Source organism: Mycolicibacter sinensis (genome assembly GCF_001667375.1).
Classification (GTDB): Bacteria; Actinomycetota; Actinomycetes; order Mycobacteriales; family Mycobacteriaceae; genus Mycobacterium; species Mycobacterium sinense_A.
The window spans coordinates 1-12,701 of sequence record NZ_LZIN01000039.1; the positions used below are offsets into that span (position 1 = coordinate 1).

At 70.3% G+C, this 12,701-nt stretch carries 6 protein-coding genes and 1 pseudogene; 4 read left to right on the forward strand and 3 right to left on the reverse strand.

From position 1 onward, the window contains the following. Positions 1–72: 72 nt before the first annotated feature. Positions 73–1,263: pseudogene (locus tag A5771_RS08765) on the forward strand (arabinofuranosyltransferase); the annotation flags it as partial. Here A5771_RS08765 and A5771_RS08770 read toward each other — a convergent pair. Continuing rightward, positions 1,217–1,912 (reverse strand): alpha/beta hydrolase family protein, encoded by a 696-nt coding sequence (locus A5771_RS08770; RefSeq protein ID WP_064854880.1) that lies wholly within the window; start codon positions 1,910–1,912, stop codon positions 1,217–1,219. The pseudogene A5771_RS08765 and the gene A5771_RS08770 sit on opposite strands and share 47 nt — an antisense overlap. 50 nt (positions 1,913–1,962) lie before the next feature. Between A5771_RS08770 and A5771_RS08775 the strand changes: the two genes are divergently transcribed. The 3 genes from A5771_RS08775 to A5771_RS08785 all read left to right on the forward strand — a co-directional run bounded on the left by A5771_RS08775 (position 1,963) and on the right by A5771_RS08785 (position 11,773). Beyond that, positions 1,963–5,181 carry an arabinosyltransferase domain-containing protein gene (locus A5771_RS08775; RefSeq protein ID WP_109401071.1) on the forward strand — a complete coding sequence of 1,073 codons (3,219 nt, stop codon included), beginning with the start codon at positions 1,963–1,965 and terminating at the stop codon, positions 5,179–5,181. A gap of 170 nt (positions 5,182–5,351) precedes the next feature. After that, complete coding sequence (locus A5771_RS08780; protein ID WP_064854834.1) at positions 5,352–8,618, forward strand: arabinosyltransferase domain-containing protein; 3,267 nt, start codon at positions 5,352–5,354, stop codon at positions 8,616–8,618. Continuing rightward, positions 8,615–11,773 (forward strand): arabinosyltransferase domain-containing protein, encoded by a 3,159-nt coding sequence (locus tag A5771_RS08785; RefSeq protein ID WP_064854835.1) that lies wholly within the window; start codon positions 8,615–8,617, stop codon positions 11,771–11,773. The genes A5771_RS08780 and A5771_RS08785 overlap by 4 nt, the downstream gene beginning before the upstream one ends. A 33-nt stretch (positions 11,774–11,806) precedes the next feature. Here the strand turns inward: A5771_RS08785 and A5771_RS08790 are convergent, their stop codons facing one another. After that, on the reverse strand, positions 11,807–12,106 hold the full coding sequence (locus A5771_RS08790; RefSeq protein WP_064854836.1) for a cytochrome C oxidase subunit IV family protein: 300 nt from the start codon (positions 12,104–12,106) through the stop codon (positions 11,807–11,809). 2 nt (positions 12,107–12,108) lie between these two features. Then, entirely contained in the window at positions 12,109–12,684 is a 576-nt protein-coding gene (locus A5771_RS08795) for a cytochrome c oxidase subunit 3 family protein (RefSeq protein WP_064854837.1), read from the reverse strand. Between the last annotated feature and the right edge of the window lie 17 nt (positions 12,685–12,701).

Genomic DNA, 12,701 nt, shown 5'->3' on the forward strand with positions numbered 1-12,701 from the left:
CAGCCGGTTGATCACCGACTACGGCGCCGAGCACCAGTGTGAGTTCTGGGCGACTATTCGTTACATGCCCCCGCCGAACGTGAAGCCACCTTCACGCTCGGCGGACATAACGGCTGGGGGGCGGTCGCCGGCGCCGGGATCTTCCTGGGCTTCGCGGCCACCTTCTATACCCTGCTGGTGGCCTACACCGCGTTCACCGTGGTGCTGATGGCGCTGGCCCTAGCAGTTACCCGGCGCAGCCTGAATCCGCTGGTCCGGCTCACCGTGGCCGGAGTGATCGCCGCGGCCATCGCCGCGATCACCTGGACGCCGTACCTGCTGCGCGCCGCGAGCAACCCGACCAGCGACACCGGCAGCGCCCGGCACTACCTGCCCGGCGACGGCGCCGAACTGAGCTTCCCGATGCTGCAGTTCACCCTGCTCGGCGCGCTGTGCCTGCTGGGCACCGGATGGCTGGTGGTGCGGGCCCGAACCTCCACCCGCGCCGCCGCGCTGGCGATCGGCGTGCTCGGCGTCTACGCGTGGTCGCTGCTGTCGATGTTGTCCACGCTGGCCCGCACCACACTGCTGAGCTTCCGGCTGCAGCCGACGCTGACGGTGCTGCTGGCCACCGCCGGGGTGTTCGGCTTCGTCGAGGCGGCCCGCGCCTTGGGCGGGGCCGCGACCGGCTGGCACCGGGTGGTGTATCCGGCGGCGACGGCGGTCGGGCTGGCCGGGGCGATCGCGTTCAGCCAGGACATCCCCGAGGTGCTGCGGCCCGACATCACCGTCGCCTACACCGACACCGACGGCCACGGCGAACGCGGCGACCGGCGCCCGCCCGGCGCGGCCAAGTACTACGACGCCGTCGACGCCGCCATCACCAAGACCACCGGCAAGCCCCGGAATGAGACCGTGGTGCTCACCGCCGACTACAGCTTCCTGTCCTTCTACCCCTACTGGGGGTTCCAGGGCCTGACCTCGCACTACGCCAACCCGCTGGCGCAGTTCTCCGCCCGCGCCGCCGCCATCGAGGCCTGGTCCAAGCTGGAGACCGCCGAGCAGTTCACCCGCGCGCTCGACGACCTGCCGTGGCCGGCGCCGACGGTGTTTCTGATGCGTCCCGGTTCCGGGGACACCTACGCGCTGCGGCTGGCCAAAGACGTCTACCCCAACCACCCCAACGTGCGCCGCTACACCGTCGACCTGGACGCCGCGCTGTTCGACGGACCGGCGTTCAGCGTGGAGAAGATCGGCCCGTTCGTGCTGGCGGTGCGGCGCTGATCCGCTCGGCCACCTCGGCGGCCACCGCCAGCGTGTGTCGGTCGGTCGCGGCCGCATAGCTGTCGGTCGCGGGGTGGTAGACGGCGCCGGCGATCGACCCGTGATCGGCGGACAGCTCGGCCAGCTCCACCGGCCACTGGTGCTGGGCCAGGGCGTGGGCGAACTCGCGGCTCGCGGTCACCGGAACGACGTCGTCGAAGGTGCCGTGCAGCAAGGTGATCGGGCAGCGCCGCTCGCCCGGCAGCGCGGCGGCCGGGACCTCGCCGCTGATCGGGTCGGCAACCATGAACGCGCCGGCCAAGCACACCACGTGCGAGAAGCCGACGTCGTATCGGCTCGCGTGGATCGCCAGCCCCGCCGCTGCGAGGCCGCCCATCGACCAGCCCACCAGGATCAGCCCGTCGGGATCGTCAGCCCGGTCGCGGGCGAACCGCACCGATCCCAGCAGGTCGGCGCGCCCGCCGTCGTCGTGGTGGGAATTCCAGTCGGCGGCCACCACCTGCAGGCCGTGCGCGGCCACCCGTTCGGCCAGCGGCCGGACCGCTGCGCGGGCGTCGGGCTGTTTGCCGTGCCACAGCAGGGCGGTCCGCGGCGAACCCGCACCGAACACATCGGCCAGCCGGCCGGGGGCGTACTCGAGCGTCTCCACGGTGCAAGTCTGCCCGGCCGACACGCCAAACGCCGCCGCCGAGGTCACCGATAGCATCTAGGTCCGTGACCGATACGCGCGCCGACTTCCGGATCGCTCGGGCCGTCGCCGTCGTCGCCGGCGTACTGGGCACCTTGCTGGCGATCCTCACTCCGCTGTTGCCGGTCAAGCAGACCACCGCCGAGCTGAACTGGCCGCAGAACGGCGCGTTGACCAGCGTGCAGGCCCCGCTGATCGGCTACGTGGCCACCGATCTGGACATCGCCGTGCCCTGCCAGGCCGCGGCCGGGCTCACCAAGACCAAGACCGTGCTGCTGTCCACGGTGCCCAAGCAGGCGCCCAAGGCCGTCGACCGCGGGCTGCTCATCGAACGCGTCAACGACGACCTGGTCCTGGTGGTGCGCAACGTGCCGGTGGTGGTGGCGCCGCTGTCGCAGGTGCTCGGACCGGACTGCCGGCAGCTGACGTTCACCGCGCACGCCGACCGCGTCACCGCCGAATTCGTCGGCCTCAAATACGGGCCCAACGCCGAGCACCCCGGCTCACCGCTGACCGGCACCCGCAGCGGCTATGACTTCCGGCCGCAGATCGTCGGCGTCTACACCGACCTGGACGGGCCGGCGCCGGACGGGCTGGCCTTCTCCGCCACCGTCGACACCCGCTTCTCCAGCGCCCCGACCCCGCTGAAGCTGGCCGCGATGATCCTCGGGGTGGCGCTGACGGTGGTCGCGCTGATCGCCCTGCACATCCTGGACACCGCCGACGGCCACCGGCACCGCCGTTTCCTGCCCGCGCGCTGGTGGTCGATGTCGCCGCTGGACGCGCTGGTGGCGCTGGTGCTGGTGTGGTGGCATTTCGTGGGCGCCAACACCTCCGACGACGGCTACATCCTGACCATGGCGCGGGTGTCGGAGAACGCCGGCTACATGGCCAACTTCTACCGCTGGTTCGGCACCCCGGAGGCGCCGTTCGGCTGGTACTACGACCTGCTGGCGCTGTGGTCGCACGTCTCCACCACCAGCATCTGGATGCGGCTACCCACCCTGGGCATGGCGCTGGCCTGCTGGTGGCTGATCAGCCGCGAAGTGCTGCCCCGGCTGGGGCATGCCGTCAAGCACAGCACCGCGGCGGCATGGACCGCGGCCGGCATGTTCCTGGCGTTCTGGCTGCCACTGAACAACGGGCTGCGCCCGGAACCCATCATCGCGCTGGGCATCCTGGCGACCTGGTGCTCGGTGGAACGGGCGGTGGCCACCAGCCGGCTGTTGCCGCTGGCGATCGCCTGCATCATCGGCGCGATGACGTTGTTCTCCGGGCCGACGGGCATCGCCTCCATCGGGGCGCTGCTGGTGGCGATCGGGCCGCTGCGCACCATCTTGCACCGGCGCTCGGCGCAGTTCGGGTTGCTGCCACTGCTGGCGCCGATCGCCGCCGCGGTCAGCATCACCGCGATCGTGATCTTCCGCGACCAAACCCTGGCCGGCGAGATCGAGGCCAGCACGCTCAAGTCCGCGGTCGGGCCCAGCCTGGCCTGGTTCGAGGAGCACGTCCGCTACGAGCGGCTGTTCCTGGCCACCCCGGACGGTTCGGTGGCGCGGCGGTTCCCGGTGCTGGCGCTCGGTGTCGCGCTGGTGATGAGCGTGGCAATGGCGTTGCGCAAGGGCCGGATTCCCGGCACCGCGGCCGGGCCGAGCCGGCGCATCATCGGGATCACCATCATCTCGTTCATCGCGATGATGTTCACCCCCACCAAGTGGACGCATCACTTCGGGGTGTTCGCCGGGCTGGCCGGATCCCTGGGTGCGCTGGCCGCCGTCGCGGTCGGCGCCGCGGCGATGCGCTCCCGGCGCAACCGAACGCTGTTCACCGCGCTGGTGCTGTTCATCACCGCACTGTCGCTCGCCAGCGTCAACGGCTGGTGGTACGTCTCGAACTTCGGGGTGCCGTGGTCCAATGCCTTCCCCAAGTGGCACCTGGCGTTCGCCACGATGGGGGTGGGGCTGACGGTGCTGGCGCTGCTGGTGGCGGCCTGGTTCCACTTCTTCAACGGCGAAGACCGCCCGCCGCGCTTCACGGCGCTGTCCGGCTACCCCTTGGCGATCGCCTGCTGGGTGCTGATCGTCTTCCAGGTGGTGTCGCTGACGGTGGCGATGCTCGGTCAGTACCCGGCGTGGACGGTGGGCCGCTCCAACCTGGCCGCGTTAACCGGCAAGACCTGCGGGCTGGCCGACGACGTGCTGGTCGAGCAGGACCCCAACGCCGGGATGCTGGCGCCGGTCTCGATGCCGACCGCCGACGCGCTGGGCGCCACGTTCTCGACGGGCTTCACCCCCAACGGGATTCCCACCGACGTCTCCGCCGACCAGCTGATCGGCCCGCCCGGGTTGGGCAGGCTGGCCGACGACGACGCCCAGACCGGCGGTGAGGCCGGTAGCGAGTCCGGCGGTGAGGCCGGCACCGAGGGCGGCACCACGGCCCGCGAGGGCATCAACGGCTCCCGGGCCCGGCTGCCCTACAAGCTCGACCCGGCCCGGGTGCCGGTGCTGGGCAGTTGGCGCCCCGGTGTCCAGGTGCCCGCACAGCTGCGCTCGGCGTGGTACCGGCTGCCCGCCGACCGGGCCAGCGCCGGGCCGTTGCTGGTGGTGGCGGCCGCGGGCCGCTTCGACCGCGGCGAGGTCACCGCGCAGTGGGCCACCGACGCCGGCGCCGCGGCCGACAAGCCCGGCGGCAGCATCGACTTCGGTGACATCGGGGCGGTGCCGGCATGGCGCAACCTGCGCGCGCCGATGTCGGCGGTCCCGGCCGACGCCACCGTGGTGCGCCTGGTGGTGCGCGACAACGACCTGGCGCCGCAGCACTGGATCGCGGTGACGCCGCCGCGCGTCCCGCAGTTGAGCAGCCTGCAGGAGGTGGTCGGGTCGTCGGATCCGGTGCTGCTGGACTGGCTGGTCGGTTTGGCGTTCCCGTGTCAGCGCCCGTTCGGCCACCAGAACGGGGTGACCGAGGTGCCCAAGTGGCGGATCCTGCCGGACCGGTTCGGCGCCGAGGCGAACTCGCCGGTGATGGACAACAACGGCGGCGGCCCGCTGGGCATCACCGAGTTGCTGGTGCGCGCGACGACGGTGCCCAGCTATCTGGCCGACGACTGGTTCCGCGACTGGGGTGCCCTGCAGCAGCTGACGCCGTATTACAAGGCGACGCCGGCTGAGCTGGATCTGGGCACCGCGGTCCGGTCCGGGCTGTGGAGCCCCGCGCCGCTGCGGCACTGATTTCCCGCCGCCGGTTTCCGCACCGCGGCGGCTCCGGACCATATGGATGCCCGCCTTTGAGCAACAACCACATATCTCCCCGCCGCGGCAGGCAGCGGGCCGGGGTTCCCACCGGGACGGGCCGGACGGGGTCCCGACGTCACCCATCCCGTCGCATAGCATCGAGGCTCGTGTCCTCCCCCCACGACCGGCCCAATTATCGGCTAGCCCGGCTGATCGCGGTGGTCGCCGGAATCACCGGCGTATTGCTGTGCGGCATCACCCCGCTGCTCCCGGTCAAGCAGACCACCGCCACCATCGCCTGGCCGCAGGGCACAAACGCCGACGGCCATATCACCGACGTCACCGCCCCGCTGGTCTCCGGCGCCCCCAAAGGCCTGGACATCACCATCCCCTGCGAGGCGATGTCCGCCCTGCCGGAAAAGGGTGGCCTGGTGCTGTCGACCGTGCCGGCCGGCGGCGTCGACGCCACCGCACACGGCCTGTTCGTGCGGGCCAACAAGACCGCCGTGTTCGCCGCCTACCGCGACCAGGTGGCCGCGGCCGCCCCCCGGGACAAGCTCGCCGACTGCAGCCACCTGCGCCTGTGGGCCAACGCCGGTGAGGTCGGCGCGGAGTTCGTCGGCATCCCGGGCGCGGCCGGCAGCCTGCCTCCGGAGAACAAGCCGCAGATCGGCGGTATCTTCACCGAACTGAAGATCGCCCCGCAGCCCGGCTTGAGCGCGCACATCACCGTCGACACCCGGTTCATCACCAACCCCACCACGCTCAAGGCCGCGGTGATGGCGCTCGGGATCATCGCGGTGCTGGCATCGATTGCAGCCCTGGCGGTACTGGATCGCCGCCAGACCCACCGCACCCCGCGCAGCTGGCGACGCCGGCTCAAGGCCAACCCGATCACTTGGCTGGCCGACGTCGGCGTGCTGGGCATCCTGGCGCTGTGGCACGTCATCGGCGCGATCTCCAGCGACGACGGCTACAACCTGACGATGGCGCGCAACGTCGCGCACGCGGGATACGTCGCCAACTACTACCGGTTCTTCGGCGCCAGCGAGGCCCCGTTCGACTGGTATCCCGCCCTGCTGGGCCAGTTGAGCACGGTCAGCACCGCCGGAGTGTGGATGCGCCTGCCGGCCACCGCCGCCGCCATGGCCTGCTGGCTGATCATCAGCCGGATGATCCTGCCCCGGCTGGGCCGGCTGTCGAGCAACCGGATCGCGGTGTTCACCGCCGCGATGATGTTCGCCGCGGCGTGGCTGCCGTTCAACAACGGCCTGCGCCCGGAGCCGCTGATCGCGCTGGGCACCCTGATGGTCTGGGTACTGGTGGAGCGCACCATCGCCACCCGCCGGCTGGTGCCGACGGCGTGGGCGATCGTGGTGGCCGTCTTCACCGTCACGCTGGCCCCGCACGGGCTGATCGCGCTGGCTCCGCTGCTGACCGGCTCCCGCAAGATCGAAGCCGTCATCCGAACCCGGCGCCTTACCGACGGGCTCCTAGCCCCGCTGGCGGTGCTGGCCGCGGCCGCCTCGACCATCGCCGTGGTGGCCTGCCGGTCGCAGACCCTGGCCGCGGTCGCCGAATCGGCCCGGATCAAATACGTCGTCGGCCCCACCATCGCCTGGTACCAGGAATTCCTGCGCTACTACTTCCTGACCGTCGAGGAGAACGTCGACGCCTCGCTGACCCGCCGGTTCGCGGTGCTGGTGCTGCTGTTCTGCATGTTCGCCATGCTGGTGGTGCTGTTGCGGCGCGGGCGGATCACCGGGGTGGCCGGCGGCCCGGCCTGGCGGCTGATCGGCTCGACCGCGGTGGGTCTGCTGCTGCTGACGTTCACCCCGACCAAGTGGGCGGTGCAGTTCGGCGGGTTCGCCGGGCTGGCCGGGGCGCTGGCCGCGCTCACCGCGTTCACCTTCGCCAGGGTCGGCCTGCACAGCCGACGCAACATGACCCTGTACGTCACCGCGCTGCTGTTCCTGGTGGCCGTGGCGACCTCGGGGGTCAACGGCTGGTTCTACGTCGGCGGCTACGGCGTGCCGTGGTTCGACATCCCGCCGGTGATCGCGAGCCGTCCGGTGACGTCGATGTTCCTGGCGGCCTCGATCGCCACCGGGCTGCTGGCCGGCTGGCAGCACTTCCGGCTGGACTACGCCGGCCACACCGAGGTCACGCCGAACCGCCGCAACCGGATCCTGGCCTCAACACCGCTGCTGGTGGTCGCGAGCCTGATGGTGCTGCTGATGGTCGGTTCGATGGCCAAGGCGGCAGCGGGCCGCTACCCGGCCTACACCACTGCCCGGGCCAATGCCGACGCTCTCATGTCCGGCCTGTCCTCCTGCGGCATGGCCGACGACGTGCTGACCGAGCCCGACACCAACGCCGGTCTGCTGCAACCGATCCCGGGCCAGAAGTACGGCGAGCTCGGCCCGCTCGGCGGCGCGGACCCGTACGGCTTCGACCCCAACGCCGTCGACGACGACCTCACCTCGCTGGCGGTGATCGCCAAGCCGGGCGTGCCCAACGCCGACGCCTCACCCAACAAACCCAGCGCCAACCAGAGCGACGCCGCGGGCACCGCCGGCGGCAAGCTGCCCGACGACGCCCCCGATGGGGTGAACGGCTCCCGGGTGGCACTGCCGTTCGGCCTGGACCCGGCCGTCACCCCGGTGCTCGGCTCCTACAAGGAACAGGTCGCCGCGCACGCCACCTCGGTCTGGTACCGGCTGCCCGAGCCGGCGAAGGAACGGGCGCCCATTGTCGTCGTCAGCGCCGCCGGCGCCATCTGGTCGCACGGCGAGGACGGCAAGCTCGACTACGGCCAGCCGCTCAAGCTGGAGTGGGGCGCCAGCGCCCCGGACGGCACCGTGAAGGGCCTCGGCGAGGTGGAGCCGATCGACATCGGGCCGCAGAACTCCTGGCGCAACCTGCGTTTCCCGCTGGCCTGGGCGCCGCCGGGCACCGACACCGTGCGGATCGTCGCCAATGACCCGAACCTGTCCACCGAACAGTGGATCGCGTTCACCCCGCCGCGGGTGCCGGTGGTGCAGACCATCACCGAGCTGATGGGATCGCAGACCCCGGTGCTGATGGACATCGCGGTGGCGGCGAACTTCCCCTGCCAGCGGCCGTTCGCCCAACACCTGGGCGTCGCCGAGCTCCCCGAGTACCGGATCATGCCCGATCACAAGCAGACCGCGGCGTCGTCGAACCTGTGGCAGTCCGCCGAGGACGGCGGGCCGTTCATGATCACCCAGGCGATGCTGTGGACGACCACCGTGCCGACTTACCTGCGCGACGACTGGTATCGCGACTGGGGTGCGGTGGAGGCCTACCACCGGCTGGTCCCGGCCAAGACCGCGCCCGACGCCGCGATCGACCAGGGCACCCTGACCGTTACCGGCTGGAGCCGGCCCGGACCGATTCGAGCACTGCCATGAGTATCCGCACCACGCGCCTGGTAGCGATCATCGCCGGCCTGGTCGGCTTCCTGCTGTCGGTGGCCACCCCGCTGCTGCCGGTGGTGCAGACCACCGCGACGCTGACCTGGCCGCAGCACGGCGAACTGAACAGTGTTACCGCGCCGCTGATCTCGCAGACCCCGGTGTCGATGTCGGTGACGGCGCCGTGCGCGCTGGTGCGCGAGCTGCCGGCCGAGGGCGGCACACTGCTGTCCACCGCCCCGGCCAAGGGCAAGGACGCCGCGCTCAACGGGCTGTTCATCACCGTCACCGAGAAGCGGGTCGACGTCACCGACCGCAACGTGGTGCTGGCCACCGCGCCGCGGGCCAAGGTGGAAGGTCCCGGCTGCACCGACATCGAGGTGACCTCCTCGCACGCCGGCACCTTCGCCACCATCGGCGGGGTCACCCAGCGCTACGGCTGGGCCGACCCGAACCTGCGCCCGCAGATCGTCGGGGTGTTCACCGACCTGGCCGGCCCGGCGCCGCAGGGCCTTTCGCTGACCGCCGACATCGACACCCGGTTCTCCACCAAGCCCACGGTGCTCAAGCGCATCGCGATCTACGCGGCGATTCTGGCCACCGTGATCGCGGTGCTGGCGCTGTGGCGCTTGGACCGGCTCGACGGCCGGCGGATGCACCGGCTGATCCCGTCCCGCTGGCGGTTCTTCAGCATGGCCGACGTCGCCGTGGTGCTCGGGTTCGGCCTCTGGTACGTGATCGGCGCGAACTCCTCTGACGACGGCTACATCCTGGGCATGGCCCGGGTGGCCGACCACGCCGGCTACATGAGCAACTACTTCCGCTGGTTCGGCAGCCCCGAAGACCCGTTCGGCTGGTACTACAACCTGCTGGCGCTGATGACGCATGTCTCCGATGCCAGCATCTGGATCCGGTTGCCGGACTTGGCCGCCGGGCTGGTGTGCTGGCTGCTGCTGTCCCGCGAGGTGCTGCCGCGGTTCGGCCCCGCGGTGGCGGCCAGCAAGCCCGCGCTGTGGGCGGCCGGGATGGTGCTGCTGGCGGCATGGATGCCGTTCAACAACGGTCTGCGGCCCGAGGGCATCATCGCGGTCGGGGCGCTGATCACCTGGGTGCTGGTGGAACGCGCGATCATCTCCAGCCGGCTCACCCCGGCCGCGCTGGCGATCATCTGCGCCGCGTTCACCCTGGGCATCCAGCCGACCGGGCTGATCGCGGTGGCCGCACTGCTGGCCGGTGGCCGGCCGCTGCTGCGGATCTTGGTGCGTCGTCATCGCATTCACGGCACCTGGGCGCTGGTGGCGCCGTTGCTGGCGGCCGGCGCGGTGATCCTGACCGTGGTGTTCGCCGACCAGACCATTCGGGCGGTGTTGGAAGCCACCAGGATTCGCACCGCGATCGGGCCCAGCCAGGCCTGGTACACCGAGAACCTGCGCTACTACTACCTGATCCTGCCCACCGTCGACGGCTCGCTGTCGCGGCGGTTCGGGTTCCTGATCTGCGCGCTGTGCCTGTTCACCGCGATGTTCATCATGTTGCGCCGCAAGCGGATCGCCGGAGTGGCCAGCGGCCCGGTATGGCGGCTGATGGGCGTCATCCTGGCGACGATGTTCTCGCTGATGTTCGCCCCCACCAAATGGGTGCACCACTTCGGGCTGTTCGCCGCGGTGGCCGGAGCGATGGCCGCACTGACCACCGTGCTGGTATCGCGTCAGGTGGTGCGCTGGTCGCGTAACCGGATGGCGTTCGCGGCGGCGGTGCTGTTCGTGTTGGCACTGTGTTTCGCTACCACCAACGGCTGGTGGTACGTCTCGAGCTACGGCGTGCCGTTCAACGCCGACATGCCGCGGTTCGGCGGGATCACCGTCAGCACAGTCTTCTTCGCGTTGTTCGCCGTCGCCGCCGGATGGGCGGCGTGGCTGCACTTCGCACCGCGGGGCCGCGGTGAGGGCCGGGTCGCGCGGGCGCTGACCGCCGCCCCGGTTCCGGTGGCCGCCGGCTTCATGGTGTGCGTTTTCGTGGCCTCGATGGCGATCGGGATCGTGCGCGAGTACCCCAGCTACTCCAACGGCCTGGCCAACGTGCGCGCGTTCGTCGGCGGCTGCGGTCTGGCCGACGACGTGCTGGTCGAACCGGACGCCAACGACGGCGCGCTGACGCCGCTGCCGGGCAGGTACGGCGAGCTCGGTCCACTCGGCGGCTCCGACCCGGTCGGGTTTACCGCCAGCGGGGTGCCGGAGAAGGTGGTGGCCGAGGCGCTGCGGATGTCGATCACCCAGCCGGGCACCGACTACGACTGGGACGCCCCGAAGAAGCTGAAGACCCCGGGCGTCAACGGTTCGACCGTCCCGCTGCCCTACGGGCTGGATCCGGCGCGAATTCCGTTGGCCGGCAGCTACAGCACCGAGGGCCAGCAGGAGTCCAAGCTGACCTCCGCCTGGTACGCCCTGCCCCCGGCCGACGACGCGCACCCGCTGCTGGCGGTGACCGCGGCGGGCACCATCGCCGGCAACAGCGTGCTCAAGGGCTACACCACCGGCCAGGACGTGCAGCTGGAGTACGGGCTGCCCGGCCCGGACGGCGCCGTCGTTCCCGGCGGACGGCTGGTGCCCTACGACCTGTTCGGCGAGTGGCCACGGATGTGGCGCAACCTGCGCTACCCGCGCGAACAGATCCCCGCTGACGCGGTCGCGGTTCGCATTGTGGCCGTGGACAAGTCGCTGAACCCGCGGGACTGGATCGCGTTCACCCCACCGCGGCTGCCCGAGGTCAAGACCATCCAGGAGTACATCGGCTCCGAGCAGCCGGTGCTGCTGGACTGGGCGGTGGGCCTGGCGTTCCCGTGCCAGCACCCGATGCTGCACGCCAACGGTGTCACCGAGGTACCCAAGTACCGGATCACCCCGGACTACAACGCCAAGAAGCAGGACACCGACACCTGGCAGGACGGTGTCAACGGTGGGTTGCTGGGTATCTCCGACATGCTGCTGCGGGCGCACGTGATGGCCACGTATCTCAACCACGACTGGGGCCGGGACTGGGGCTCGCTGCGCAAGTTCGACGAGGTCACCTCGGCCACGCCGGCCGAGCTGGAGCTGGGCAGCGCGACCCGCAGCGGCTGGTGGTCACCCGGTGAGATCCGCATCAAGGCCTGACCCCCGCGCCCATGGCGCGCGACCCCTTGCGGCTCAGAACAGGTAGATCACGAAGATCGCCCCGATCAACGCGGCCAGCCAGCCGTCGGTGGCACGTCTGAGCCAGCGCGGCGCGGTATGGACTTCCATGAAGTGGCCGATGATCATGCGTGACTTGATGAATGTCAGTGCCAGCACCAGCGCGGTGACTCCCGCGCTGGCCTGCGCGACATGGGTGATGTGCGCCGGCGCCAGGGTCCACGATCCGATGGTGATCGCCACCAGCACGAGCCAGACCCGGGTCAACGACCGCTCGGTGCCCTCTGAATGTTGGCGGTAGCCCAAGACCGTCATGCTCACCTCATCACGTAGAGCAGGCCAAAGATGATGACCCACAACAAATCCACCATGTGCCAGTAAATCGCTGCCGACTCGACCACCATGAGCCGGCGCCGCCCCGGGTTGTTCAGCTCCCGGACGACCACGCCGAGCGCGATCAGTCCGATCACCACGTGCACCAGATGCACACCGGTGATCACGTAGTAGAACGAGAAGAACAAGTCGGAGTTGGTGTGCCCGGCGCTGATCTTGGCCGCCCATTCGTAGCTCTTGAGCACCATGAACAACACCCCGCCGCCTGCCCCGGCATAGACGAACCGCACCGCCGAGCGGTGGTTTCCGGCCCTGGCGGCCAGCACACTGCGCGCCACGAACCAGGAACTGGTCAGCAACACCACCGTGTTGATCACACCGATGTTGACGTTGAGATGTTGTTGGGCGGCAAGGAAGTCGGCCGGATTCATGGTCCGGTAGACGATGAAGATGACGAGGTAGCCGGTGAAGATGAGCAGATCGCCCAGCACCATCACCCAGATGTGGCCGTCGCCCGGCACTCGGGTTTCCGTTGTGGTCGGAGCATCACGTTGCAGCATGGGTTTCCTTCCGGTGC

Coding starts and splice junctions, on each gene's coding strand:
- A5771_RS08785 (WP_064854835.1), top strand. CDS start 8,615: ATGAGTATCCGCACCACGCGCCTGGTAGCGATCATCGCCGGCCTGGTC.
- A5771_RS08790 (WP_064854836.1), bottom strand. CDS start 12,106: ATGACGGTCTTGGGCTACCGCCAACATTCAGAGGGCACCGAGCGGTCG.
- A5771_RS08795 (WP_064854837.1), bottom strand. CDS start 12,684: ATGCTGCAACGTGATGCTCCGACCACAACGGAAACCCGAGTGCCGGGC.